Raw genomic sequence first — 26,170 nt, 5'->3', positions numbered from 1 at the left:
CCTATGCCCCTGCCCCGGCACCGTCAATAGCGCGGCGCGGCTCGCCGGAGACGTCGGCGACGATCCAGTAGAGGACGTCGCCGGGCTGCACGCCGCTGCTCGCCCGCCGCGCGGCGATGAGGCCGGAGGCGGGAAAGCGCAGCGTTTCCGGCGTGGCGAAGGGGTCGTCGAGCGGCACGAACCTTCCCGCCGGCTCGCCGGCGACGACCTCGTCCCAGAGCCCGCGATAGGGCACGAACATGCCGGGCCGCTCGGTCGCCATCTCGGCCTGAAATCCCCATTTCCGCGTCAAGCGCGTCACCGCACGAGCCCTCAATGGAACCGGCGGCGGCAGCACCTCGAGGAACGCGAGCGTGTTGCGCACGCCGTCGTGGCAGACGCAGAGGCTCTCCGGCCGCGCGGGATGGCCGCCGCCGGACTCGCTTCCCACGACGAGGATGCCGCGATCGTGCGCCCGGCCCGAGGCCGTCGGCCGGTCCGGAGGCAGGCGCAGTTCCACGCTGAGGGGAGCGTTGTAGGCGAGCTGCGCCGCGCGGATGCGGTCGCGGAAGGCCAGGTCGTCGCTGTGGTGGCACATGGACATCGGCACGATGTCCATGGCGTTGCCGCCGGTGTGCAGGTCCATCAGCACGTCGGCGCGCGACAGCAGTTCCGTGTCCAGCCAGCTCACGATCCGCTCGGTGATCGTCCCCTCGGGATCGCCCGGCCAGACGCGGTTCATGTTCTTGCCGTCGATCGCCGACACACGCTGCCCGGCGAGCACCGCCGGCGGGTTGATCGAGGGCAGGATGATGAGCCGGCCTTCGACGGCTTCGGGGTCGAGTTCGCGCGCCATCTGCCCGAGCACGAGCGGACCCTCGTATTCGTCGCCGTGATTGCCGCCCCACAACGCGACCGTCGGTCCCTTCCCGTGGCCGATGACGCAGGCCGGCAGCACGATCTCGTGGCGGCCGTTCCAGGGCGCTTCCAGCGGGAACACCACCCGGCCGAAAGCCTTGCCGCCGGCGTCGAGGTCGATCTCAACCGAAGGGGCAAGCCGCATGAGAGGGCCTCCAGCAGTCTTCGAGGAACCCGCGCGCCGCGATCCGCGGCACGGGACTAGACGACCTTCTCCGTCCTCGGGTCGATCAGGTGCATCTTCGACATGTCGACCGTGAACTCCATGGCTTCGCCCACGGGCCGGACGGAGTGCGGCGCCGCGCGGGCGCAGATCTCCTCGCCGTTGAGGTCGAGGAAGACCATGGTGTCGACGCCCATCGGTTCGAGAACCTGCACTTGTTCGGAGAAGTCGCGCTGCGCCGCGTTGACGTGGGCGCGCTTCTCGGTGATGTGCTCCGGGCGCATGCCGAACAGCATCGATTGCCCGACATACTCGGCGTATCGCTGCGTCCGCTCGGGCGGGATGTCGAGGCTGTGGCGCTCGTTGATGCGGACCGCGAGGTGCGTGGCGCGCCGCTCGAGGGTGCAGGGTATCATGTTCATCGCGGGCGAGCCGATGAAGCCGGCGACGAACTTGGTCGCGGGATTGTCGTACATCTCCTGCGGGCTCGCGACCTGCTCGATCCGCCCCGCGTTCATCACCACGATGCGGTCGGCCAGCGTCATTGCCTCGATCTGGTCGTGCGTGACGTAGACCACCGTGGTCTTCATCCGCTGGTGCAGCTTCTTGATCTGCGTGCGCATCTGGACGCGGAGCTTGGCGTCGAGGTTCGACAGCGGCTCGTCGAACAGGAAGGCCTGCGGGTCGCGCACGATCGAGCGGCCCATCGCGACGCGCTGGCGCTGGCCGCCCGAGAGTTGTTTCGGGCGACGCTGGAGCAGATCGGTGATGTTGAGGATCGACGCGGCCTCCACCACCCGCCGATGGATCTCGTCCTTCGGCGTCCGCTTGAGCCGCAGCCCGAACGACATGTTCTGGTAGACGGTCATGTGCGGATAGAGAGCGTAGTTCTGGAACACCATGGCGATGTCCCGGTCCTTCGGCTGGTCGGAATTGACGATGCGGTCGCCGATGATGACGTCGCCCGAAGTGATCGACTCCAGTCCGGCGATCATCCGCAGCGTCGTGCTCTTGCCGCAGCCCGAGGGGCCGACGAGCGCAAGGAATTCGTTGTGCGGAATTTCCAGATTGATGCTGCGGACGGCTTCCGTCTGGTTGTCATACGTCTTCCGGAGATTTCTCAGCAGGATGCGCGCCATTCGTTGTCTTGCCCCTTCGCCTGCCGATCATCCCGCGGAATGCTGGCCAACCAGCCCCATGTTCATCCGTCTACTTGCGGCCCGCAAGATTGGTGACGTGTTTCCGCCGCGCTTTTCGTCGGTCCGCGCCCCGCCGTTCCGTGACACGAAAAATGCCAGTTGTCAGTCAAGCTTACATCTTTTAGGGTCGTTCGTGGAAAATGCCAAGGCGCGATCGTCGGAAATCCCAGGTCCCTCCCCCGGGCGGCGGCGGGGACGACGCGTCGAGGCCAGCCAGAAGGCTCTGACATCGAACTAGAAATCGTTCCAGGATCGATTTGCGCGCGAGTGTCCCGGCTTCATCCCCCACAAGGAGAGCGGAATGATCGGAACTCCCGAGGGACCGGCGGCGACGACGGGATTTGTCAGCGAGCCGCCCTGCGCCGGCGCGGCGCGCGCGCCCCGGCTCCGCCACAACGCCGCGTCTGTTCACTTCCGTCCGAACCCGCGATATAGGCCGGCCTGACATGCCCACGCCTCCGCCCGCGCCTGACAACCCGCTCGCCAAGCGCCCGCAGTCGAAGCTCAGCGACCAGATCTACGAGGTCGTGCTGACCGACATCGTCCAGGGCCGCTATCCCGAAGGCGCCAAGCTGCCGACGGAGATCGACCTGGCGCGCCTGTTCTCCGTCTCCCGCCCGATCGTGCGGGAGGCTCTGGCGCGGCTGCGCGACGACGGGCTGATCCAGCCGAGGCAGGGCGCGGGCAGCTTCGTCCTCAAGCGCCCGGCCACCGCGCTCCTGCGCTTCGCCCCCATCGGCAGCATCGCCGACATCCAGCGCTGCTTCGAATTCCGCATCGCCGTCGAGCCGATGGCGGCGCGCCTCGCGGCGGCCCGCCGCGACGACGCCGCTCTGGAGATGATCGAGGCGACCCTGCGCACGCTGCGCGAGGCGATCAGGATGGGCACCCTCAACATCGAGGCCGACTTCGCGTTCCACAAGGCGGTCGCGGAGGCCTCCGGCAACACCTATTTCTCGACCACCCTGCGCATGCTGGAGGAATCCGTCCGCACCGCCATGCTGCTGAACCGGCAATTGTCCCTGCACAACCCGGTGCAGCGGATCAACCTCGTCCAGGCCGAGCACAAGGTCATCTTCGACGCCATCGCCGCCGGCGACGAGGACGCCGCCTTCGAGGCCATGCACAAGCATATCCAGGACGCGCGCCGCCGGGTCTTCGACGGCGACGTCCGCAACTGAAGCCGGCCCGCCTAGGGAACCGCCTGCCCGGCATAGACGCCTGTGCAGCGCTCCTGGTCGACGGCGATCTCGCCGTTGACGATCACGTACGGGATGCCCACCGGGAAGGCGCGCGGCCGCGCGTAGGTGCCGGTGTCGTTCACCGTCGCGGCGTCGAAGACGACGATGTCGGCGAAATAGCCCGTCTCGATGCGCCCGCGCCCCGTGAGGCCGAAGCGCCGCGCCGGGCGGTCGGTCATCCGGTGCACCATGGCTTCGAGCGGCATCGTCCCGTAGTCGCGGCGGTAGCGGCCGAGGAGGCGCGGAAACGTGCCGTAGCAGCGCGGATGGGTGCAGCCGCCCGCCGGCGTGATGTCGCTGCACACCATGTAGTCCGGCCGCGCGAGAAGCTCCATGCAGTCGCGCGCGATCCGCTCGCGCACCGCCTCGCTCTCCGGGGGCGCGGTGACATGGCCCAGGCGCAGCCGCTGTTCGAGCAGCAGCTCGCACAGCGTCTCTCCCGGCGAGCGGCGGCGGGCGTCGGCCAGGTCGACGAGCCGCGCGCCTTCCAGCTCGGGCGCGTCCGGCGCGTAGGAAAAGGTCATCGGGGTGAGGTAGAGGCTCTGATGCGCGTCGAGCCACGCGCCGACGCGTCCGCGCACCGTCGGATCCGCGAGCCGTTGCAGGATCGCTTCCGGCCCGCCCTCCTGCACCTCGCCGGGCAGGAAGCTGACGGGGATCGAACTGCCCGACGGGTAAGGGTAGATGTCGAAGGTGACATCGTCCTCGTCGCGCCGCGCCGCGTCGATGGGGCCCATGATCGCCTCGATGCGGCCCGCCGAATCCGCGCCGGTCCGCCAGTGGGCCAGATGCAGCTTCACCCCGCTCTGGCGGACGATCTCCATGGCCTCGGCGGGACCGCCGCCGGCGAAGGCGCGCGGCGTCGCGCGCGGCTCGGACATGTAGACCTTGCCCGCCTCGCGCACCACCGAGCACAGCTCGACCAGCTCGCGCGTGTCGGCCCACGGCCCGGGATAGTATTTCGAGCCGGTGGTGAAGCCGACGGCGCCCTGCTCCAGCCCCTCGCGAACGAGCCGCTTCGCTCTCGCCAGGGGCTCGCCCACGAGCGGCCGGTCGTGGAAGCCCAGCACCTCCAGCCGCACCGTCGCGTGCGGGACGAGATAGGCGGTGTTGACGGCGACCTTGCGGTGATAGTGCGCGCGGAACGCGGCGACGCTGCTCATGTCGAGCTCTTCCGGCGGGTCGCCCAGCAGGCCGCTCAGCCACTGGCGGTAGAGCTTGTAGTTCTCGCGCGACAGCGGCGCGTAGGACATGCCGTCGATGCCGAGCAGCACGGTCGTAACGCCCTGCCGCAGCCCGTTGGCGTGCTGCGGGTCGACCAGCAGCGCCCCCTCGGCGTGGGTGTGCGTGTCGATGAAGCCGGGCGCGACAGTGAGGCCCGTCGCGTCGATCACGCGCCCGGCGTCCGCCTGCGCGAGATCGCCGATCGCCGCGATGCGCTCGCCGCGAATGCCGACATCGGCGCGGATGGCGGCGCGTCCCGTGCCGTCGACGACGGCGCCGCCGGCGAGGATCAGGTCGAACATGCGGCCCTCGGCTCGATTTCCGGCGAGATTACACCAAGACGCGGCCGAGGTCCGCGCCGCCGATCAGCGGCTCGCGGCCCTGGGTCCTCTCTCCCGCTTCAGGTCGGACTTGAGCTTTTCATGGGGGGTGGCTCGGCCTGGCATCCGCCGGCGCGCTCCATCTTCGGCCGCCTTCCCAAGAAAAAGGGCCGCCCGTCGAGGCGGCCCAAAGTCAGAAAGGGAGGAAAACACCATCTTCAGGGTACATCAGAGCGCCTCGATGCAATCGCTCAATGCGCGGCGGCGCGGTCAGTTTCCAAGAATAGGGAACGGTACGATACCGATCATCCGGGTCGAAAGCGGCGTCACGCCGACGCTTGCCAAGCCCGCGTCAATAGAAAAACAAATATCCCACGCGCCTTGAAATAACCTGCTTCATGGAACACACTATAACGGTCGTTCGGCATCTCTCCGGGCGCGAACGGCCGAGAGAGGTGTGTGCTCTTGCCCCGATGAGGCTCGAGCCATGCTCCCGACACGAGAAAACTCCCTCTTTTCCTGTTTTTCGGCGACCCAGCAGGCGTTGCTTCAGTCGCGCGGCGAGCGTGTCGACATGGCGTTGCGAGACGTCCTGAGCGAGCCGGGCGAGCCGATGAAGCACATCTACTTCCCGCAATCCGGCTACGTGTCGATGATCGCGCCGCTGCAGGGCGGCAAGGTCGAGGTCGGGATGGTCGGGAGCGAGGGCATGGTCGGGCTGGCCGTCGTCCTCGGCGCGGCATCGTGCCCGCTGCAGCTCGTGGTTCAGCTCCAGGGCCAGGCGCTGCGCATCGCCGCCGACGACATGACCCGTCTTCTCGCGGAGGATCCCTCCCTTCACCGGCCGCTCCTGCGCTATTCCCAGACCATCGCCATGCAGTCGGCCATGACGGCATTCGTGAACGCCGAGCATACGATCGAGATGCGGCTCGCCCGCTGGCTGCTCATGTGCAACGACCGCGCCCGCGCCGATGAATTCCCCATCACCCACGAGATGCTCTCGCACATGCTCGGGGTGCGGCGGGCCGGCGTCACCACCGCCATCCACATTCTCGAAGGCCACAGGGCGATCCGCGCCCGGCGCGGCCTCATCGCCGTGCTGGACCGCCCGTTCCTCATCGACATGACGGACGGCGCCTACGGCATCCCCGAGGCCGAATACCAGCGGCTTCTGCCGTCCCACGCGCACTGACGGGCAGGCTCCCGGCGGGAGCTGCTCTCAGCGACACGCCTCATCTCCGGCGGGCCCCGTCCAAGCCCGGACGCGACTCACCACGGCGTTAGACAATTCATCAAATCGTTTGACAGTTGGACCAGACGCTGGCTAGCCTTGCCGCATGGGGACGAAACGCAGCCTTCGGGCGGGCACGAACGGCAAGGCGGCAGGCGTCAAGGCGTCGCGCGCGCGGCCGTCGAGCGCCAAGACACCGGCCAAGACACCGGCCAAAACGGCTGCCAAAGCGCCTGCCGTGTCGGCGGACGATTGCCTGGCGGCTCTGCGGCTGGTGCTGGCGGCGCTCGACAGTTCGGTCGGGGATAGATTCGAGGTCGTGCTGCACGACTTTCGCCAGCCCGAGCAATCCATCGTGGCGATCGCCGGCAACGTCACGGGCCGCAAGCCGGGCGGCTCCGTCACCCAGATCGGGCTGTCGATCCTGCGCGAGGGCGACGCCGCCAAGGACCAGTACAGCTACATCACCAACACGCCGAGCGGCCGCATCCTGAAATCCGTGACGGTGCCGCTTCGGGACGGGCGGCGGCACGTGTTCGGGGCGCTGTGCGTCAACATCGACGTCACCGAGTTCTGGATGCTGGGCAAGAGCCTCGAAGGGCTTTTCGGGGCCGACGAGAAGCCGCCCCGGCCCGTCACCTTCGTCGACGACGTGGGCGCGGTGATCGGGGACGTCCTCAAGGAGGAGACGCGGATGCTCGGGCGGCCGCTCGCGGACCTGTCGCGCGAGGAGCGCCAGCATCTCCTCGGCGCGCTCGACGCGCGGGGCGTGTTCTCCCTGCAGCGCGCCATTCCGCAGGTGGCCGATCACCTCGGCTTGAGCCGCGCCACGCTCTACAACGACCTCAAGCGCATGCGCGCGCCCGGGAAGGCCGATGGCGCTCCGGGCGACGAAACCAAACGGCGCCAAGACGCCGGTCAACAGGGAGACCGCAGATGAGCAGCAGCAGGACGGGATGGGACCGACGCGCATTCCTGCGCCGGTCGGGAGCTCTGGTGGGAGCGGCGGCGGCCTTGCCGCTCGTCGGCCGGGGAGCCGCGTGGGCGGCGGACGACGTCTCGCTCAATTTCGAGGGCTGGAACTACGATCCCGCCTTCCAGAGCGAGATCGTCAAGGAGTTCGTCCAGGCCAATCCGAACATCAAGGCCGAGTTCGTCGCGCAGCCCGCCGGCCAGTACGTCCAGAAGATGATCGCCCGGTTCACCGCCGGCAATCCGCCGGACCTGCTCTATGTGCGCGACCAGTCGCTCGCCGGCTGGGCCGACGCCGGCTACATCCGGCCGATCAACGAGTTCCCCGGCTGGGAAAAGCACGTGGAGGGCCTGATCCCCTTCCATCTCGACGGGCTGCAATATGAGGGCAAGACCTGGGGCCTGCCCTATTACGGCGACCACATCGCCTACATCTACAACGCGGACATTCTGCAGAAGGCCGGCATCGCCGCGCCGCCCTCCACCTGGGCTGAGATCTCCGAACAGGCGCTGGCCATCAAGAAGGCCGGAATCCTCGATCGGCCCCTCGTGTTTCCGCTCAAGGCGGGCAGCGGCCTGCATTGGTGGTCGGCCGTCTACGCCAGCGGCGGCCACCTCTTCGACGCGGAGGGAAATCCGCTCTTCGCGGACAAGGACCCGGTGTCCCTCCAGCTGCTCGAATATCTGGTGCAGGCCAACGAAAAGCAGATCCTCGATCCCGCGTCCGTGCAGATGGGAACGGCGGAAGCGCGGCTGGCTTTCGCCGCCGGCAAGATCGCCTTCTCGTCCGCGGCGCGCTACGACCTCAAGCTCATCAACGATCCCAAGACGTCGAAGATCGCGGGCGCGGCGAAGCAGGTGCTGTTCCCCAGCCTGACGGCGAGCGGCCCGCACGCCACCGTGGGCTGGACGCAGATGTTCTCCATCTCAGCCGACACCAAGCACCCGCAGGAAGCGTGGAAACTGCTGCAGTTCATCAGCAGCCAGGAGGTCGCCAAGCGCTATTACCTCAAGAACGGCGTCGGCTACGCCTACAAGAGCCTCGACAACGATCCCGACATCGCCGCCGAGACGCAGAAATGGAGCGACCAGGCGATGTTCGCAAAGCAGGGCAGCCTCGCCAAGCCGCGCGAATACATGACTTTCCCGTGGGCGGCGGAGTGGGAAGACTTCCACATCCAGCAACTCCAGGAAGCCGTGCTCGGCCGCAAGAGCGCGCGCGACGCGCTGCAGGCCTCGGCCAGCAAGGCCATCCAGCTGAAGAAAGCCTGAAATGGCGCTGCTCCAGGCCGGTCCGGCCGCCGCGCCCGGGGGCGCGGCGGACCCAGCGCTCGCCCGCGGCGGCGGCTGGCGCCGTTGGTCGCGCTGGAAGTCGGCGCTGTTTCCCTACGCGCTGAACGCGCCGGCGGTGCTGGCGCTGCTGGCGCTCGTCGCCTATCCCGTCGGACTGTCGTTCTGGATCAGCCTGCACAAGATGAATTTGCGCAGGCCGAAGAGCTTTCCCTTCATCGGCCTCGACAACTACGCCAACGCGCTGGCCTCGCCTGAATTCCGGGCCGCCCTCTCCGTCACGCTGAAGTTCACCGGCCTGGCCGTCGCGCTGATCGTCGGGCTCGGACTGTGCCTGGCGCTCCTCCTGAACAGCGAGGTCAAGGGCAGAGGGATTCTGCGCGCCCTTGTTCTCGTGCCGTGGGCCATCCCGCCGATCGTCAACGCCACGCTGTGGCAACTGATCTTCGATTCCCACGTGGGCGCGTTCAACGGCCTCCTCCTGCAATTCGGACTGATCGAGAGCTACAAGGCCTGGCTAGTCGACCCCGCCATCGCGCTGGTGGTGATCGTGCTGGCGCATGCGTGGAACCACGTTCCCATGGCCACGATCATCCTGCTCGCCGCCCTGCAGGCGATCCCGCGCGACCTCTACGAGGCGGCGCTGATCGACCGCACCCCGCGCGCACGGGTGTTGTGGCGCATCACCCTGCCCTGGCTGTGGCGGCCGATCCTGGTCGTCGTCATCCTGCAGACCATGGGCGCGCTGCGCGCCTTCGATCTGTTCTACGTGCTCACCGGCGGCGGCCCCGGCAATTCCACCACCACGCTCGCCTGGCTCACCTACCAGACCTCGTTCGTGTACCTCGATCTCGGGATGGGCAGCGCCTATTCCTACGTGATCATGGGCCTGACGCTGTTCATGGCGCTGGTCTATTACCGCGGCCTCTACAAGCGGGGGGATGTCGCGTGAGACGCAAGATCCCCTGGATCACCTATGCCTTCATGGCCCTCGCGGCCGTCTATCTGCTGGCGCCGGTGCTCTGGCTGTTTCTGCTCAGCATCATGACCCAGGCGGAGGCGCTGTCGACGCCGCCGCACTGGATCCCCGAGCATCCCACGCTGGCCAACTACATGGCGTTCTTCAGCCCGAGCGAGCGGCAGTCGCTGATGGGCGCCGACGCCATCGCGGCGATGCCGCGCGCCATTCTCAACAGCGTCATCGTCGGCGTCGGGGTCGCGCTCGGCAACGTCGTGCTCGGGTCGCTCGCCGCCTACTCCTTCGCCCGGCTCGACTTTCGCGGCAGCCAGACGCTGATGTTCGCCTATCTCGTCTCGCGCATGGTGCCGGCCATCGGGATCATGATCCCGCTCTACGTGGTGATGCAGAGGCTCGGGCTGCTCAATTCGCTCGCCTCGCTGATCATCGCCGAGACCGCCGAGACCCTGCCGTTCAGCATCTGGCTGCTGGCCGGCTATTTCCGCACGATCCCGCGGGAACTGGAGGAGGCGGCGCGCATCGATCGCTGCACCTGGCTGCAGGCCATGCTCAAGGTGTTCCTGCCCGTCGCCCTGCCCTGCCTCGTGGCCACCGCCGTGTTCGGCTTCATGTCGTCGTGGGGGTCGTTCCTCTACCCGCTGCTGTTCACGGCGGGATCGAGCGCCACGACCATGCCGGTCGTCATCTCGAACTTCGCCACGGACATCCACACCGACTACGGCCTGCTGGCCACGTCGGGAATGTTCGCGATCCTGCCGCCCTTCGTCCTGGCGCTCTGGTTCCAGCGCTGGATCGTGAGCGGCGTCACGTCGGGAGCCGTGAAAGGCTGACCATGCTGCCCATCGTCGACAACGACTCCCACTTCGATCGCCATCGCCTCGGGCGCGTGAGCGCCCTGCTCGATCAGGCGGCCCGGGACGGCGTGTTCCCGGGCGCGGTGGCCGGCGTCGCCCACCGGGGCCGGATCGTCTATCTCCACGCCGCCGGTCGCCAGCAGGACGCGCCGGAGGCGAAGCCCGAAATGCCGGTCGATGCGGTGTTCGACCTCGCCTCGGTGACCAAGCCCGTCAGCGGCACGGCCCTGCTGCTGTGCCTCGAGGACGGCCTGCTCAGCCTCGACGACCACGTGGCGCGCTACATCCCCGAGTTCGCGGTGGGGGACAAGGCCGCCATCCGCATCCGCCATCTGGTGAGCCATACCTCGGGCATCCAGTCCAACCCGAAGCTCTATCACGAGCACACATCGTGGGAGACCTTGCTGCCGGCCTATCTCGCCCTGCCGCTCGCCGGGCCGCCGGGCAGCCTCTATCTCTATTCGAGCATTAACTTCATCGTCATCGCGCTCATCGTGGAGCGCGTCAGCGGGATGACGCTCGACAAGCTGCTGACGCAGCGCATCTTCGCGCCGCTCGGCATGCGCGACACGATGTTCAATCCGCCGCCCGCGCTGCGCCCGAGGATTCCGGCGACGGAGTTCGTCGAGTGGCGGGGCGAGTACGACTGGGGCGTCGTCAACGACAAGACCGCGCAGATGATGGGCGGCGTCAGCGCCCACGCCGGGTTGTTCGCGACCGCCGCGGACCTGCTGCTCTTCGGGACGATGCTGCTGGGCGGGGGAACGCACGCGGGCGTGCGCGTGCTCAGCCGGTTCTCGACCCGCCTGCTGCTGACGCCCTGGACGGACGAGCGCGGCGCGCGGCGCGGCGTGTGCTGGCTGCCCGGCGCGGCGAAGGTGTTCGGCGACCTCCTCGCCGGCCAATGCGTCGGCCATACCGGGACGACCGGCACCGCCATGTGCCTCGTGCCCTCCGAGGAGATGGCCATCGTGCTCCTCAGCAATCGCGTCCACCCGTCTCGCGACAACGACCGCATCGAGGCGTTGCGCCCGCGCGTCTTCAACGCCATCGCGGCCGCGCTCACCCCCTAACGCAGGAGCCGGAGTTGGCCCGCATCGACATCCACCGTCTCGTCAAGCGCTTCAAGGGCGCGGCCGCCGTCGACGGCATCGACCTCGAAATCCGCGACCGCGAATTCCTCGCCATCGTGGGCCCGTCCGGCTGCGGCAAGAGCACGACGCTGCGGCTGATCAGCGGGCTGGAGGCGCCGACCTCCGGCGCGATCCTGTTCGACGGCGTGGACGTGACCGACCTTCCCGCCGACCGGCGCGACGTCGCGATGGTGTTCCAGAGCTACGCGCTCTACCCCCACATGAGCGTGCGCGACAATCTCGCCTTTCCGCTCGAGAACATGCGCCTGCCCGCGGCGGAGATCGCCTCGCGGGTCGACCGCGCCGCGCAGATGCTGGCGATCACGCCGCTGCTGGAGCGGCGTCCGCGCGAGCTGTCCGGCGGCCAGCGCCAGCGCGTCGCGCTCGGCCGGGCCATGGTGCGCGACGCGGCCGTGTTCCTGTTCGACGAACCGCTCAGCAATCTCGACGCGCGCCTGCGCGTGACCATGCGCTCCGAACTGAAGCGGCTGCACAACGAGATCCGCCAGACCTTCGTCTACGTGACGCACGACCAGGTCGAGGCGATGACGATGGCGGACCGCATCGCCGTCATGTCCGACGGCCGGGTCCAGCAGCTCGGCACGCCCGAGGACATCTACTACCGCCCGGCCAATCGCTTCGTCGCCGAGTTCATGGGAACGCCGGCGATGAACTTCCTCGCCGGGCGCGCCGTGGTGCGAGACGGGCGGTCGGCCCTCGACCTCGGCGCGTCGCTCGGCCTCGTCGCCCTCGGGCCCGCGAACCCCGCCACCTCGGCGGACGGCGCGCTGACCCTAGGCGTGCGCCCGGAATCCCTCGTGCTCGTTTCCGCCGGAAGCGGCGTGCTGACGGGAAGCGTCGCGCTGATCGAGCCGCTGCATCCCGACGTCTTCGTCACCGTCGACGTCGGCGGGCAGAAGGTGCTGGTGCGCGCCTCCAGCGCGGATGCGCCGGCGCTCGGCGACACCGTCGGCCTGCGCTTCGAACCCGGGGCCATCCATCTGTTCGACGCGCAAGGCGAGCGGCTGCCCGCGCCGGCGCTGGCGGCGTAAGGAGACACACGACATGCGGATCGCCGAGCTCGACGTCTGGACCGTCAACGTCCCCTATACGAGCGCCTTCAAGACCTCGTTCGACAAGCGCGTGGGAACGACGCGGACGGTGCTTCGCCTGCGGACCGACACGGGCCTCGTGGGCTGGGGAGAGACCTTCCGCGGCAGGCCCACGGCGGCGATCGTCGAACGCTGCCGCGACCTCCTCGTCGGCTGGAATCCCTGCGACGTGGAGCGGCTGCGCGCCCGCCTCTACATGACGCCGTTCTTCTACGGCTATGTCGGCTACGCCGCCCTCGCCGGGATCGAGATGGCCTGCCACGACCTGATGGGCAAGGCCGCGGGAATGTCGCTGACCGACATGATCGGCGGCAGCGTCCGCGACACGGTGGCGGTGACGGGCGTGGTGACGCCGGGACTGCTGCCGCCGGGCGCGTCGGCCTCCGACCCCCGGGCCATGGCGGAGGCTTCGAGCGAGTTCCGCGCCCGCTACGGGTTCTCGGCGCTGAAGCTCAAGGGCTCCTCCGACATGCGCCGCGACGTCGCCACCGTCGCGGCCATGCGCGAGCGGATGCCCGACGTGCGCCTGCGGATCGATCCGAACGCGGTCTGGTCCGTCACCGACTCCATCGCCGGCGCGAAGGCGCTCGCGCCGTTCGACCTGGAATATCTCGAAGACCCCTGCGCGGGGCTGGAGGGCATGGCGCGCGTGCGGCAGACGACCGGCATGCCGCTGTGCACGAACATGTGCGTCGTGCGGCTGGAGGAGTTCGCTCCGGCGGTGCGCCTGGGCGCCATCGACGTGATCCACGGCGACGTTCACAAATGGGGCGGCATCAACGCGGTCCGACGGCTCGGCGCGCTGTGCGACGCGTTCGGCATCGGGATGAACCTGCACAGCGGCGGAGAGCTCGGGATCTCGACCGCCTGCCACCTGCATCTGGCGAGCGCGATGCCGGAGATCAGGCACGCCATCGACACCGTCTACTACCTGATGGAAGACGACATCGTCACAACGCCATTCGCCATCAAAGACGGCGCGATGCGCGCGCCCGCCGGGCCGGGCCTGGGCGTCGAGGTCGACGAGGACAAGCTCGCGCACTATGCCGCGCTCAACGGCAAGCAGGGCGACCTCGTCCAATAACGCCGAGAGGCACGGGTGCTGTCATGGGCTCATCCCACCAGGGCGAAGACGTCGAAACCGGGCACGTGAGCGTGCCCGACGGCTCCGTCGCCTACACGGTTCAAGGGGCGGGCCCCGTCGTCGTGTTCGCGCACGGGCTCGGCGGAAACCAACGGTCGTGGTGGCAGCAGGTCGGCGCCTTCAGCCGGCATTTCCGCTGCGTCGCGTTCAGCCATCGCGGCTTCGATCCGTCGTGGGACTCCTCGGGCGCGCCTCGGCCCCCCTGCTTCGCGAGCGACCTGCGCTGCCTTCTCGATCATCTGCGCGTGGAGACGGCATCGATCGTCGGCCAGTCCATGGGCGGGTGGACGGCGATGGAGTTCGCTCTCGCTTATCCGGGCCGCGTCGACGCGCTCGTCCTGTGCGGATCGACCGGCACGCTGCGGCACGCCGGATTGCGGTCCCTGGGCGACACCGCCGCCGACCCCCGCATCCAGGCCTGGCGGGCCGCCGGCATCCAGCCCGCCGCGGGCGCGCGGATGGCCGAGGAACAGCCCGAATTGCATCGCATGTTCGTGGACATCGACCGCGCCAGCGGAACCTTCGACCGCGCCGCGGTGCGCGCCGCGCTCGACGCCATGCGGGTCCGCTCCCCCGCCGACATCGCCGCCATCGACCGCCCGACATTGGCGATGGTCGGGGAAGAAGACCTCATCTGCCCGCCCGGGAACGTCTCCATCCTCGCCGGGGTCATGGCGAATTGCGAACGCCACGTCGTCCCCCGGGCGGGACACTCGGTCTATTTCGAGCGCGCGGAGACCTTCAACGCGATGACGCTCGACTTTCTGCACCGGCAGGAGCTTCCGTCATGACCGGGGTGGGCGTCCTCGGCCACGGCGCGCTCGGCCATGCCATCGCGCAGGCGCTCGGATCGGGCCAGGTTCCCGGCGCGCGGCTCGTCGGGATCGCCGGGCGGCGCCTGTCGGACGACCTGGAATGCCTGGCGCGCGCGTGCGACTGCGCGGCGCTCGATGCCCCGTCGGCCCTGCCCGCGCTGGGCGCCCGTCTCATCGTCGAGGCGGCGGGCGCATCGGCCGTGCGCGAGCACGCCCTGCCGCTGCTCGAAGCCGGCTGCGACGTCATCCTGATGAGCACCGGCGCGCTGGGGGACGCCGCGCTGCTCGCCCGCCTGAAGGATGCCGCGACGGCGCATGGGCGCAAGATCTACCTCCCCTCCGGAGCCATCGCCGGGCTCGACGGCATTCGCGCCGCCATGGAAGCCGGCGTCGAGACGGTCCGCATCACGACCCGCAAGCATCCCCGCGCGCTGGCGGGCTCGCCCTACCTCGACGAGCATCCGCTCGATCTGGCCGGCCTCGCCGAGGCGCGCGTGATCTTTGAGGGCAGCGCGCGGGACGCCATCGCGGGGTTTCCCTCCAACGTGAACGTCTCGCTGACGCTCGCGACCCTCGTGGGCTCTCCCGACCGCGTGCAGGTGCGCATTATCGCCGACCCGCACGCGGAGATGACTCAGCATCGCATCGAGGTCACGGCGGCGTCCGGCACGATGGCCATCGACGTCGCGAACCAGCCCTCGCCGCTCAACCCGCGCTCGAGCTGGCTGGCCGCGCTGAGCGCCATCGCCATGGTCCGCCAGCTCGTCGCGCCAATCTGGATCGGCTGAGGCGGGCCGAAGGACGATGGCCCGCGCTACGTCCGGCGCCGGCGCGGGGCCGTGACCGGAGCCGGCGGCGCGGCGTTGGCGGAGAGGTCGCGCAGGATCGGGCAGCCCGGCCGGTGGTCGCCGTGGCAGTGGCTCGCCAGATGCTGGAGCGTGTCGGCCATGCCGCGCAGTTCGGCGATCTTGCGCTCGAGCTCCGCGACGTGTTCCAGCGCCACCGCCTTCACGTCGGCGCTCGACCGGTCCCTGTCGCGCCAGAGCTGGAGAAGCTCGCCGGTCTTCTCCATCGAGAACCCGAGCGACCTCGCGCGCTTGATGAAACGGAGCGTGTGGATATCGTCGCTGCCGTAGACGCGGTAGCCGGCCTCCGTCCGCAGGGCCGGCGCGACCAGGCCGATCGCCTCGTAGTAACGCACCATCTTGGCCGACAGCCCCGAGGCCGCCGCTGCGTCGCCGATGTTCATGGAAGGCCCCTCGATGGGTGGAATGCCCATCATAAGGGTTCCCAACGTGGGAAGGTCAAGGCGCGGCTCGCTCGGCCGCGGAGAGCGCACAAAATGGGGTGTTGACCTTACCACGATGGGAAGGTGCAGGGTTTGCCGAAGCGTTAGGAGGATCGACGATGAGCGACGCTCACAACCACCGGCATCACGACCACGGCCATAACGGCCACGGGCATCAGGGTCACGACCATTCCGGCCACGATCACGCCGACCACGATCACGCCTGCGATCACGCGGGCCACCAGCACGGCGGGAGCTGCTGTCACGGCTCGGGCCATGCCAAGCAGGGCCACGGCGCGGCCGAGGCGAAGCCGGGTGTCGTGAAGGACCCTGTGTGCGGGATGGATGTCGACCCGCATACGGCGAAGCACCGGGCCTCGCATGAGGGCCACCCCTATTATTTCTGCTCGGCCGGCTGCAAGACGAAGTTCGAGGCCGACCCGGCCAGGTACCTCTCGCCGCAATCCGCGCCGGCCGAGCCGGTTCCGGAGGGCACGGTCTATACCTGCCCCATGCACCCGGAAATCCGGCAGATCGGGCCGGGCAGCTGCCCCATCTGCGGGATGGCGCTCGAACCGGTGATCGCCACGGCGGATACGGGACCGAACCCCGAGCTCGCGGACATGACGCGGCGGTTCTGGATCGGGCTCGCCCTGGCCCTGCCCGTCTTCGCCGTCGAGATGGGGGGCCATCTTTTCGATCTCGAACACACCTTGTCGCGGCAGTGGTCGAACTGGATCCAGCTCGCGCTCGCCACGCCCGTGGTGCTGTGGGCCGGGTGGCCGTTCTTCGAGCGGGGCTGGCGTTCGCTGGTGAACCGCAGCCTCAACATGTTCACGCTCATCGCCATGGGCACGGGCATCGCGTGGCTGTACTCCGTGATCGCGACGCTCGCGCCCGATCTCTTCCCGCCCGCGTTCCGCGGCCATGACGGCGCGGTGGCGGTCTATTTCGAGGCGGCCGCCGTCATCACCGTCCTCGTGCTGCTCGGCCAGGTGCTGGAGCTGAGGGCGCGCGAGAGCACCAGCGGCGCGATCCGCGCGCTGCTCGACCTCGCGCCCAAGACCGCCCGGCGCTTGCGGCCGGACGGCACGGACGAGGAGGTCGCGCTCGACCTGATCGGCGTCGGCGACCGCCTGCGCGTGCGCCCCGGCGACAAGGTGCCGGTCGACGGAACGGTCGTCGAAGGCCGCAGCGCGGTGGACGAGTCGATGGTCACCGGCGAGTCCATGCCCGTCACCAAGACGGCGGGCGACAAGGCCATCGGCGGCACGGTGAACCAGAGCGGCATGCTGGTGGTCGCCGCCGAGAAGGTCGGCCGCGACACCATGCTGTCGCAGATCGTCCAGCTCGTCGCCGACGCCCAGCGCAGCCGCGCGCCGATCCAGCGCCTCGCCGACCAGGTGTCCGGGTGGTTCGTGCCGACGGTCATCGCCGTCGCCCTGGTCGCCTTCGCGGCCTGGGCGGTGTGGGGTCCCGAGCCGCGCCTGGCCTTCGGCCTCGTGGCGGCCGTCAGCGTCCTCATCATCGCCTGTCCGTGCGCGCTGGGCCTCGCCACGCCGATGTCGATCATGGTCGGCGTCGGGCGCGGCGCGCAGGCCGGGGCGCTCATCAAGAACGCCGAGGCGCTGGAGCGCATGGAGAAGGTCGACACCATCGTCGTCGACAAGACTGGCACGCTGACCGAAGGCAAGCCGGCGGTGACCGCCATCGTGCCCGCGCCGGGCTTCGCGGAAACGGAGTTGCTGAGGCTGGCGGCGTGCGTCGAGCGCGCCAGCGAGCATCCGCTGGCCCAGGCCATCGTGCGCGCGGCGGACGAGCGCGGCATCGCGACCGCCTCCGTCGTGGACTTCGCCTCTCCGGTCGGGCGCGGCGCGCTCGGCAAGGTCGACGGCCGCGCGGTGGCGCTCGGCAACGCCGCCTTCCTCGCCGAGAACGGCGTCGACATCGCCCCGCTCGCCCGGCAGGCCGAGGAGCTTCGCGGCGAAGGCGCGACCGCGATTTTCGTCGGCGTCGACGGGCGGCTCGCCGGCGCGCTCGCCATCGCCGACCCGGTGAAGGCGTCGACGCCGGAGGCGCTCGCCGCGCTGCGCGAGGCCGGCGTGCGCATCGTGATGCTGACCGGCGACAACCGGACCACCGCGACGGCCGTGGCGAAGCGGCTCGGCATCGCCGACGTCGAGGCGGAGGTGCTGCCCGAGCAGAAGAGCGCGGTGGTGAAGCGCTACCGCGACCAGGGCCGGGTGGTGGCGATGGCGGGCGACGGCGTCAACGACGCGCCGGCGCTGGCGGCGGCCGACGTCGGCATCGCCATGGGGACGGGCACGGACGTCGCCATGGAGAGCGCTGCCGTGACGCTGCTGAAGGGCGACCTCACCGGCATCGTGCGGGCGCGCAGGCTGTCCCATGCGGTGATGAAGAACATCCGCCAGAACCTGTTCTTCGCCTTCGTCTACAACGCGGCCGGCGTGCCGATCGCCGCCGGGGTGCTCTACCCGAGCTTCGGCATCCTGCTGTCGCCCGTCATCGCGGCCGCCGCGATGGCGCTGTCCTCGGTCAGCGTCATCGGCAACGCCGCCCGCCTGCGGGGCGTCAAGCTGTGAGATCGGCCTCCGCCGGGCGGCATCGCGTCGCCCGGCGGAGGCCCCGTCCGGCGCGGCTCGGGCCGCGATTTTGGGTTGGGTCGGACTGCTGTACATTTCGCCTGTGCGGGAGAGATCGCCGCGTCCTGCGTCGCTCTTTCGCCGAGGGGGGACGCTGCCGTGGACGATTTCCTCACCGACGAAATGCGGGTGCTGCAGGAGCGGTTTCAGACGCGTCGACTGGCCGACAAGGTGCGCGAGCGGGCCTTCCGCAATAAATTCACGGAAGCCGACCGCGCCTTCATCGACAATGCCCAGTTCTTCTTCCTCGCGACCGTCGACAGGAACGGACGCCCGCAGTGCTCGTACAAGGGCGGCCCGCGTGGGTTCGTCCGGGTGACCGGAGAGGCGGAAATCACCTTCCCGCTGTTCGAGGGCAACGGCCTCTACCTCTCCGCCGGCAATATCGCCGGCACGGGCCGGGTGGACCTCCTCTTCATCGACTTCGAGAAGCAGTCGCGGTTGCGCGTCAACGGCACCGCGCGTATCGACGAGCGCCATCCCTTGCTCGGGCGCGTGAAGGCGGCGCAGGCTTTCGTGCGCGTCGAGGCGAGCGACATCCATCCGAACTGTTCCCGGCACGTCCACAAGATGGCGATGCTGGAGCCTTCCCACTCCACCCCGCTGTTCGACGACCAGGATGTCGGCAAGGCCGACTGGGGCCAGGCGTATCTCGATGTGCTGCCCGACTATATGAAGCCCGACCCGAAGACTTGACCGACAATTTCCGGCTTTCCTGTCCGACAACATCCGGCTGCGCCGCCAAACATCGTCGGACGAAACTGCTGTAAAGCCTTCGCACGGTGTAATTCATCACGGCGCTGTCACGGCAACTTGATCCCGCCACACACGATTTGACGACGAATTCCGCGCCCGGGACTCGATCGACCGGTTGCGCGCTATCTCTCCCGCCATCATCGTCGTCGGGTGACGCGCGACGACGCGACAATAGTGTCGGATCACGTCGCCACACGGGGGAGGGATCGGAATGCGGACTACCGTTCAATTGGCCATTGTCGCCTGCGTCGTCGGCCTTGGGGGCTCCGCGTCCGCGCAGCAGCCTCCGCCGCCGCAGTTTCCCAACATGACGTTCTTCATCACCAGCAAGGGCGGCCCCGACGGGGCCAATCTGGGCGGGCTCGAAGGCGCCGACAAATTGTGCCAGGACCTCGCGACGACCGCGGGAGCCGGCGCGAAAACATGGCGCGCCTATCTCAGCCAGCAGGCGATCGGCGGCAAGCCCGCCGTCAACGCGCGCGACCGCATCGGCAAGGGCCCGTGGGTGAACGCCGTCGGCATGCAGATCGCCGCCAATGTCGACGACCTGCACAATCCCGAGCGCAACAACATCACCGTCGAGTCGGGCCTGACGGAACTGGCGCGCAAGATCCCCTCGCGCCCCATGGTGGTGAACTACCACGACATCATGACGGGAAGCCTCGCCAACGGCACCGCTCCGCCGCCGGACAAGGACCTCACCTGCGGCAACTGGACCAAGAACGGCGAGGGCTCCGCCATGCTGGGCCATTTCGACCGCATGGGCACGGGCGGCGAGTCGTCGTCGTGGAACGCCTCGCATCCCTCCGCCGGATGCAGCCCGCCGGCTCTCCTGCGCACCGGCGGAAACGGCCTGCTCTACTGCTTCGCGGCGAACTGATCTTCGCCCGGGCGCTCAGGCGTCCGGGCGCAGAATGTCGGCCACCGCGATCACCCCGTCGGTGACGTAGCGGTTGACCTTGCCGATGGCGACGCGCTCGCCGGGCTTGTAGGAGCGCGCGGGGCCGATCGCGCCGGCCTCGGCGAGCCTGTCCATCAGGAAGTCGCGCTCGGCGTTGGTGTCGCCGTCGGTGGCGTGGGTGATCTGGAAGCTCAGCCGCGTGAGTGCGAGGCCGGTGTCCTTGGTCACCGCGCCGAGCCACAGCGCCGGCTCCCCGTCGCCGGGACGCCGCGAGCCGCGCCAGAACTCCGGCGTGTTCAGCGTGTGCTCCGCCTCGTTCGCCGGGATGCCCCAGAAGCGCACGTGATGGCGCTTGCGCGGGCTGTCGTCGATGGAGCGCTGGAAGCCGACGTCCTGCCCCCGGTCCAGCAGGAAGAGCGTGCTGAACGGCGCGTCCGGATAGGGGCGATCCAGCACGAAGGCCTGCGCCATCTTCCACGACGACGCCAGCCCCAGAGGGGCCGCCCGCACCCAGCCGGCGCGCCGGAAGGCCTCCTGCAGCTCGCCGAAGGTGCCGATGAGGGCGACGTTGACCGGATCGCCGGGCAGCCCGTCCCCGGTCAGCGTGTAGGAGGGCACACGCCCGCGTTGCAGGATGCGTGCGCCGAGGCGGATCACGCGCGGCAGCACCAGGTAGGCGGCGACGCCATAGGTGGCGGCGAGCGCCAGGACGAGGGGCAGCTTGCGGTCGGCGACGTCGAAGAAGACGACCAGGATCAGCCAGACCGTCGCGACGCCCAGCAGCGCGACCAGCAGGCGCTGGAAGAGGCGCTTCAGCAGCCGCATGGGCTGATCGCCGGTTCGGCGGCCTGTCCGGGCGAATGGGGCGGCACGGCTGACATTGGAATGTCACCTTCGTTGCGTTGTTCCGGAATATAGCCTTGAACTCGGCCGTGTTCACGCGAAACTCGCGCGGAAACGGGCCGGTAGATCCGGTTTCCGCTCGACGAACGTTGGAAGACAAAGATCAGCGGGCGGCCGAGAGCGCGTTCGCCGTGGCCTCGTCGGCCGGCAGGAAGGCCTCGATGGCGATCTCCGAAACGGTCACGTCCCGGGGCGTCCCGAACACCATCGACGTCCCCAGGAAGCTCAGGACGCCGCCCGGCGTCGCGATCTGGAGCGGGATGGCGATCTCCGCCACCTCCTCCGCCATGGAAGGCGACCGGTCGGAATGCGGCACCGGATAGGACAGCAGCTCGTCCTGAAGGGCCGCCAGGACGGGATCGCCGCTCTCCGCCACCTGCCGCCGCAGCCGCGACAGGAGGTGGTGACGCCACTCGGGCAGGTTGGCGATCCGGGGGGCCAGCCCCTCGGGATGCAGGCTCAAACGCAGCACGTTGACCGGCGGCGCGAGCAGCGTCTCGCTCGCCCCGGCGAGCAGCGGGGCGACGGCGGCGTTGGCCGCCACGAGCGTCCAGTGCCGGTCGATGGCGACGGCGGGAAAGGGCTCGTGGCCCTTGAGCACGCGCCCGATCATGTCCCGGACCGGCTTCAGCACGGGGTCGTCGAGCCGGCGCTCGGGGTAGACCGGGGCGAAGCCCGCGGCCAGCAGCAGGGCGTTGCGCTCCCGCAGCGGAACGTCGAGCTGCTCGGCGAGCCGCAGCACCATCTCGCGGCTCGGCCGGGCGCGGCCCGTCTCGATAAAGCTCAGATGGCGCGAGGAAATTTCCGCCTCGAGCGCCAGGTCGAGCTGGCTGATGCGCCGGCGCTGACGCCAGTCGCGGAGCAGCAGGCCGAAATTGGCGGGGGATGGTGAGGCAGCGATGGACATGAGCGCATCCTACCGCCCTCCCGGCGCAGGCTCCATGACCTGCGAGGTAATCGACTGGCGGACGGCGCCGCGCTGATCTGAGGTCATTCCCGGCCCACACCGAGCCGGACAACCACGGAGATCAACGATGCGCACGCAGCTGTCCGCCCTGCCCCTCGAAACCGTGCTGGTCATCGACGCCGCCACCTGCGCCGCGATGGGCGTCGTCCTCGTGGGCTTCGCGCCCTCACTGGCCTCCCTCCTCGGTATCCCCGGCGTCGTCCTGACCGCAGCGGGAGCCATCCTGTTTCCCTGCGCCTTCCTGATGCTGGCCGCCGCCCGCCTCCCCTCCTTGACGTCGCCGCTCGGCTGGCTCGTGGTGCTCGGGAATTTGGGATGGGCCGCCGCCAGCGTCGGACTGCTTCTGGCGGTCCCCGTCACCCCGGTCGGCGAGGCGGTCGTCCTGCTGCAGGCCGCGGCGGTGCTGATCCTCGCCCAGCTGGAGTGGAAGAGCCTGCGTCGGCTCCCGCGGCCGAACCCGGCCCACGGCTGACGGCCTGCCGGACCGTCCGCCGCTGGCCTGCGCCAGCCATTCTCGTCGGGGTCGGGGCGCATTCCGCCTCGGCCCCGGCGAGCTTGAGCAGAGCATTTTCTCGTGACATTGCAATGAGATATTCCCACCGCCCGGGTGGCTTCGGGTAGATTGAAGCCGCGGTTCGTGCCAGACATCTCAACTTGGACGAACGTGCCAACCACCCGGTCATGGAGCATCCCCTGCCGCCACCGCCCGATCCGACCTTCCGCGTCGATGGCTCAGTCCGTCCGGCGGAGCGGCCGCGCGCCGGTCATAAAAGCCAGCATCGAAGCGCGGGGTCCGGCGGGTCTGGCCAGGGCCGCGAGGGAACGACATGACCCCCGCCGAGCGGCCCCAATCCCTGTTGTTCCTCGCCGGCGGCGGGGCGATGGGCGCCCTCATGCGCGAGCATGACTGGTCGGAGTCTCCGCTCGGGCCGCCGGAGACCTGGCCACAGTCGCTGCGGTCGGTCGTCGGCCTGCTCCTCGGCTCGAAGTTCCCGATGTTCGTCGCCTGGGGGCCGGATCTCGGCTTCCTGTACAACGACCCCTACGCGGAGATCCTGGGGGCCAAGCACCCATTGGCGCTGGGCCGCCGGTTCTACGACATCTGGTCCGAGATCTGGCCCGACATCTCGCCCCTGATCGACGCCGCCATGGCGGGCGAGGCGAGCTACCGCGAAAATCTCCCGCTCCTGATGAACCGCAAGGGCTTCGACGAGCAGACCTGGTTCACCTTCTCCTACTCCCCCGTCCGTGACGAAAGCGGCAGCGTCGCGGGCATGTTCTGCGCCTGCACGGAAACGACGGCGCAGATCCTGGCGGACCGGCGGCGGTCCTTCCTCCTCGACGTGGAGGAACGGCTGCGCGAGGCTTCGCACGCTCGCGCGGCGATGGACGTGGCGGTCGAGGCGCTGGGCCGCCACCTGGGGGCGGTGCGGGTCGGATACAGCGAGGTGAACGCGGACGGGCAGACGATCATCTGCGAGACGTGCTACGCCGATGGGGTCGCCCCCATCCTGGGCACGTTCCGTCTCGACGATTTCGGCGCGGAAAGCATCGCGCGCCAAAGGGCGGGCGCCACGGAAGCAGTTTCCGACATCCTTGCCGATTCCGCCCAGAGGCACGACACCTGGGTTGCGATCGACACGCGCGCGTTCGTCTCCGTGCCGCTGGTTCGCGAAGGGCGGCTGCAGGCCTCTCTCTACGTCAACCACCGAAACCCGCACGCCTGGACGTCGCACGAGGTCGCGCTGATCGAGGAGGTCGCCGCCCGGACCTGGGCCGCGGTCGAGCGCGCCCGGGCCGAGGCGCGCCTGCGGGAGAGCGAGGCGCGGTTCCGGCTCATGGCGGACGCCGTGCCCCAGATCGTGTGGATCACGGACGCGGACGGCCGCAGCGAGTTCTTCAACGCGCAATGGTACGCCTATACCGGCGCGTCGCCGGACCCGATCACCAACAGCGAGGTGATCGCCAGATACGTCCATCCCGAGGACGGCCCCGTCACGGCGCAAGCGTTCGAGGAGGCGCGCCGCACCGGGAGAACCTTCGTCGTCGAGCATCGCATCCGGTCGGCGGCGGGGGCGTATCGCTGGTTCCTCGTCCGCGGCGAGCCCTATCGCGATCCGGAGACCGGCGAGGTGTTGCGCTGGTTCGGCGCGTCGGTCGACATTCACGACCGAAAGGTGGCCGAACAGGCGCTGCTGGCGCTCAATGCCGATCTCGAGCGTGAAGTCGTCGAGCGCACGCGCGAGCGCGGCCTGATCTGGCGGCACCGCCTCGATCTTCTCTCCGTCATCGACGTGGCGACCGGGCGCTTCGACGCGGTCAATCCAGCCTGGACTGTCGCGCTGGGCTGGACGGCGGAGCATCTCCAGAGCAGGCCTTTCGCGGAGTTCTTGCATCCCGAAGACCTGGAGCGGAGCCTTGCGGAGTTCGAGCGCGTGCGGGCCGGCGGGCCGGTCCTGCATTTCGAGAACCGCTACCGCACGCGTGACGGTGGATGGCGGTGGCTCTCCTGGGTCGCCGCGCCGGACAGCGGGAAACTCTATGCGGTGACGCGGGACGTCACGCGCGAGAAGGAGCGGCAAGCCGAGCTCGAGGCGGCGGAGGCCGCCCGGCGCGACGCGGACGCTCTGTACCGGACCTATTTCGAGAACACGCCCGAGGCGCTGTTCGTCATCCGGGTGGAGCCTCACGACCGCTTCTTGGTCGAGGAGCTCAACCCATCCCATGTGGCGAGCGTGGGCCTGAAAATCGAGGAGGTCCGTGGCAAGCGCGTCGAGGACATTCTCCCGCACGATCTCGCCCGCGAGGTGCTCGCCATGTATCGGCGCGTGGTGCGGACCGGAGAGGTCCACCAGTACCGCGAGGTGTTCGACCTGAACGGCGATGCGCAGCACTGGGACACGGCGCTGATGCCCATGCGCGACGCCAGCGGCCGGGTCGTGCGGCTGATCGGCTCCAGCCGGAACGTGACGCGACAGATCCTGGCCGAGGAGGCACTTCGCCAGAGCCAGAAGATGGAGGCGATGGGCCAGCTCACCGGCGGGGTGGCGCACGACTTCAACAACCTGCTGACGCCAATCGTCGGCGCGCTCGACCTGCTCCACCGCAAGGGCCTGGGCGGCGCGCGGGAGCAGCGCCTGATCGCGGGCGCGGCGCAATCGGCCGAGCGCGCGAAAATCCTCGTGCAGCGCCTGCTGGCCTTCGCCCGCCGCCAGCCGCTCCAGACGGTCCCCGTCGATGTGGCGAAGCTCGTGACTGAAATGGGTGAACTCGTGGCGAGCACCACCGGCCCGCAGATCAGGGTCGTGGTGGAGGCCTCGGAAGACTTGCCGCCCGCGCTGGCCGACCCCAACCAGATCGAGATGGCGCTTCTCAACCTCAGCGTGAACGCGCGTGACGCCATGCCAGACGGCGGCACGCTGCGCATCTCGGCCACATCCGAACGTGTCGGCCTCGGGCATCGCGCCAAGCTTCACCCAGGCGAATATGTCTGCCTGTCCGTGGCGGACACCGGCTCCGGGATGGACGACGCGACGCTGGCGCGCGCCGTCGAGCCATTCTTCTCCACGAAGGGCGTCGGCAAGGGCACGGGACTTGGCCTGTCCATGGTGCATGGCCTGGCGTCCCAGCTTGGCGGAGCGCTGACGATCCGGAGCCGGCCGGGCTTCGGAACCAATGTCGAGCTCTGGCTGCCGCAAAGCGCCGCCGCGCCCGGTACGGACGAGCGTCGCCCCGAGCCCGCGCAGACGGCGGCCAGGATGGGAACGGCGCTCCTCGTCGACGATGAGGAGCTCGTGCGCCTGAGCACGGCCGAAATGCTGCAGGAGCTCGGCTACACGGTCCTGGAGGCCTCATCCGCCGAGGAGGCGCTTCGACTGGTCGAGCGTGGAGACGGCTTCGACCTGCTCGTCACCGACCACCTGATGCCCGGGATGAACGGCGCCGAACTTCGTCGCGCCATCCGGTCGGCGCGCCCCAGCGTCCCCGTGCTGCTCGTGTCGGGCTATGCCGAGTTCGAGGGAGTCGACCCGGATCACCCGAGGCTGACGAAGCCCTTCCGCAAGGACGAACTCGCCGCCGCTCTGGCGCAGCTCTCGCCGGGACAATAGGCCGCCGCG

Annotated in this window: 22 protein-coding genes; 16 read left to right on the top strand and 6 right to left on the bottom strand. The window is 69.2% G+C overall.

The features are described from left to right. Nucleotide 1 precedes the first annotated feature (1 nt). Complete coding sequence (locus NK718_RS03015) at nucleotides 2–1,042, bottom strand: M14 family metallopeptidase (RefSeq protein WP_254738494.1); 1,041 nt, start codon at nucleotides 1,040–1,042, stop codon at nucleotides 2–4. A gap of 56 nt (nucleotides 1,043–1,098) precedes the next feature. After that, complete coding sequence (locus NK718_RS03010; protein WP_254738492.1) at nucleotides 1,099–2,199, bottom strand: ABC transporter ATP-binding protein; 1,101 nt, start codon at nucleotides 2,197–2,199, stop codon at nucleotides 1,099–1,101. 506 nt (nucleotides 2,200–2,705) lie between these two features. Here NK718_RS03010 and NK718_RS03005 point away from each other — a divergent pair. After that, complete coding sequence (locus NK718_RS03005) at nucleotides 2,706–3,440, top strand: FadR/GntR family transcriptional regulator (protein ID WP_254738490.1); 735 nt, start codon at nucleotides 2,706–2,708, stop codon at nucleotides 3,438–3,440. Between the two features lie 11 nt (nucleotides 3,441–3,451). On the opposite strand, the gene NK718_RS03000 is transcribed toward NK718_RS03005, so the two are convergent. Next, nucleotides 3,452–5,026 carry an N-acyl-D-amino-acid deacylase family protein gene (locus tag NK718_RS03000; RefSeq protein WP_254738488.1) on the bottom strand — a complete coding sequence of 525 codons (1,575 nt, stop codon included), beginning with the start codon at nucleotides 5,024–5,026 and terminating at the stop codon, nucleotides 3,452–3,454. A gap of 592 nt (nucleotides 5,027–5,618) precedes the next feature. Between NK718_RS03000 and NK718_RS02995 the strand changes: the two genes are divergently transcribed. The 10 genes from NK718_RS02995 to NK718_RS02950 all read left to right on the top strand — a co-directional run bounded on the left by NK718_RS02995 (nucleotide 5,619) and on the right by NK718_RS02950 (nucleotide 15,362). Beyond that, the gene (locus NK718_RS02995) at nucleotides 5,619–6,236 is read left to right on the top strand and encodes a Crp/Fnr family transcriptional regulator (RefSeq protein ID WP_254738486.1); all 618 of its coding nucleotides are present in this window, start codon (nucleotides 5,619–5,621) and stop codon (nucleotides 6,234–6,236) included. A gap of 277 nt (nucleotides 6,237–6,513) precedes the next feature. After that, nucleotides 6,514–7,215 carry a helix-turn-helix transcriptional regulator gene (locus tag NK718_RS02990; RefSeq protein ID WP_254738484.1) on the top strand — a complete coding sequence of 234 codons (702 nt, stop codon included), beginning with the start codon at nucleotides 6,514–6,516 and terminating at the stop codon, nucleotides 7,213–7,215. Continuing rightward, nucleotides 7,212–8,519, top strand: coding sequence for an ABC transporter substrate-binding protein (locus tag NK718_RS02985; RefSeq protein WP_254738482.1), 1,308 nt, complete (start codon nucleotides 7,212–7,214; stop codon nucleotides 8,517–8,519). Before NK718_RS02990 ends, NK718_RS02985 begins: the two co-directional genes overlap by 4 nt. Before the next feature lies 1 nt (nucleotide 8,520). Continuing rightward, nucleotides 8,521–9,489 carry a carbohydrate ABC transporter permease gene (locus tag NK718_RS02980; protein ID WP_254738480.1) on the top strand — a complete coding sequence of 323 codons (969 nt, stop codon included), beginning with the start codon at nucleotides 8,521–8,523 and terminating at the stop codon, nucleotides 9,487–9,489. Beyond that, nucleotides 9,486–10,346, top strand: a complete 861-nt coding sequence (locus NK718_RS02975; RefSeq protein ID WP_254738478.1) for a carbohydrate ABC transporter permease — start codon at nucleotides 9,486–9,488, stop codon at nucleotides 10,344–10,346. Before NK718_RS02980 ends, NK718_RS02975 begins: the two co-directional genes overlap by 4 nt. 2 nt (nucleotides 10,347–10,348) lie before the next feature. Continuing rightward, nucleotides 10,349–11,443 (top strand): serine hydrolase domain-containing protein, encoded by a 1,095-nt coding sequence (locus tag NK718_RS02970; RefSeq protein ID WP_254738476.1) that lies wholly within the window; start codon nucleotides 10,349–10,351, stop codon nucleotides 11,441–11,443. 14 nt (nucleotides 11,444–11,457) lie between these two features. After that, nucleotides 11,458–12,555: an ABC transporter ATP-binding protein gene (locus tag NK718_RS02965; RefSeq protein WP_254738474.1), complete on the top strand. Its 1,098-nt coding sequence runs from the start codon at nucleotides 11,458–11,460 to the stop codon at nucleotides 12,553–12,555. Nucleotides 12,556–12,568: 13 nt separating this feature from the next. Beyond that, nucleotides 12,569–13,699, top strand: coding sequence for a mandelate racemase/muconate lactonizing enzyme family protein (locus NK718_RS02960; RefSeq protein WP_254738472.1), 1,131 nt, complete (start codon nucleotides 12,569–12,571; stop codon nucleotides 13,697–13,699). A 23-nt stretch (nucleotides 13,700–13,722) separates the two neighbouring features. Further along, nucleotides 13,723–14,550, top strand: coding sequence for an alpha/beta fold hydrolase (locus NK718_RS02955; protein ID WP_254738470.1), 828 nt, complete (start codon nucleotides 13,723–13,725; stop codon nucleotides 14,548–14,550). Then, nucleotides 14,547–15,362: an aspartate dehydrogenase gene (locus tag NK718_RS02950; protein ID WP_254738468.1), complete on the top strand. Its 816-nt coding sequence runs from the start codon at nucleotides 14,547–14,549 to the stop codon at nucleotides 15,360–15,362. The genes NK718_RS02955 and NK718_RS02950 overlap by 4 nt, the downstream gene beginning before the upstream one ends. 26 nt (nucleotides 15,363–15,388) lie before the next feature. Here the strand turns inward: NK718_RS02950 and cueR are convergent, their stop codons facing one another. Beyond that, nucleotides 15,389–15,823, bottom strand: a complete 435-nt coding sequence (cueR, locus tag NK718_RS02945; RefSeq protein WP_254738810.1) for a Cu(I)-responsive transcriptional regulator — start codon at nucleotides 15,821–15,823, stop codon at nucleotides 15,389–15,391. Between the two features lie 158 nt (nucleotides 15,824–15,981). Between cueR and NK718_RS02940 the strand changes: the two genes are divergently transcribed. From NK718_RS02940 to NK718_RS02930, 3 genes are all read left to right on the top strand, one after another. Then, nucleotides 15,982–18,465, top strand: coding sequence for a heavy metal translocating P-type ATPase (locus tag NK718_RS02940; protein ID WP_256515276.1), 2,484 nt, complete (start codon nucleotides 15,982–15,984; stop codon nucleotides 18,463–18,465). A 159-nt stretch (nucleotides 18,466–18,624) separates the two neighbouring features. Next, complete coding sequence (locus NK718_RS02935) at nucleotides 18,625–19,221, top strand: pyridoxamine 5'-phosphate oxidase family protein (protein ID WP_254738466.1); 597 nt, start codon at nucleotides 18,625–18,627, stop codon at nucleotides 19,219–19,221. A gap of 271 nt (nucleotides 19,222–19,492) precedes the next feature. Then, nucleotides 19,493–20,161 (top strand): hypothetical protein, encoded by a 669-nt coding sequence (locus NK718_RS02930; protein ID WP_254738464.1) that lies wholly within the window; start codon nucleotides 19,493–19,495, stop codon nucleotides 20,159–20,161. Nucleotides 20,162–20,176: 15 nt separating this feature from the next. On the opposite strand, the gene NK718_RS02925 is transcribed toward NK718_RS02930, so the two are convergent. Next, a complete protein-coding gene (locus tag NK718_RS02925; RefSeq protein ID WP_254738462.1) occupies nucleotides 20,177–21,007 on the bottom strand; it encodes an LssY C-terminal domain-containing protein in 831 nt (276 codons plus the stop codon). A gap of 181 nt (nucleotides 21,008–21,188) precedes the next feature. After that, on the bottom strand, nucleotides 21,189–21,992 hold the full coding sequence (locus NK718_RS02920; protein ID WP_254738460.1) for a helix-turn-helix domain-containing protein: 804 nt from the start codon (nucleotides 21,990–21,992) through the stop codon (nucleotides 21,189–21,191). Nucleotides 21,993–22,119: 127 nt separating this feature from the next. Here NK718_RS02920 and NK718_RS02915 point away from each other — a divergent pair, with 127 nt between their 5' ends. Together NK718_RS02915 and NK718_RS02910 are read left to right on the top strand one after the other, a co-directional pair. Continuing rightward, nucleotides 22,120–22,524, top strand: a complete 405-nt coding sequence (locus NK718_RS02915; protein WP_254738458.1) for a hypothetical protein — start codon at nucleotides 22,120–22,122, stop codon at nucleotides 22,522–22,524. A 355-nt stretch (nucleotides 22,525–22,879) separates the two neighbouring features. Further along, nucleotides 22,880–26,161 carry a PAS domain S-box protein gene (locus NK718_RS02910; RefSeq protein ID WP_254738456.1) on the top strand — a complete coding sequence of 1,094 codons (3,282 nt, stop codon included), beginning with the start codon at nucleotides 22,880–22,882 and terminating at the stop codon, nucleotides 26,159–26,161. Nucleotides 26,162–26,170: the final 9 nt, after the last annotated feature.

Origin of the sequence: Alsobacter ponti (assembly GCF_024294805.1) — a bacterium.
GTDB classification, from domain to species: Bacteria; Pseudomonadota; Alphaproteobacteria; order Rhizobiales; family Beijerinckiaceae; genus Alsobacter; species Alsobacter ponti.
This window is presented reverse-complemented; position numbering and strand designations above follow the sequence as displayed.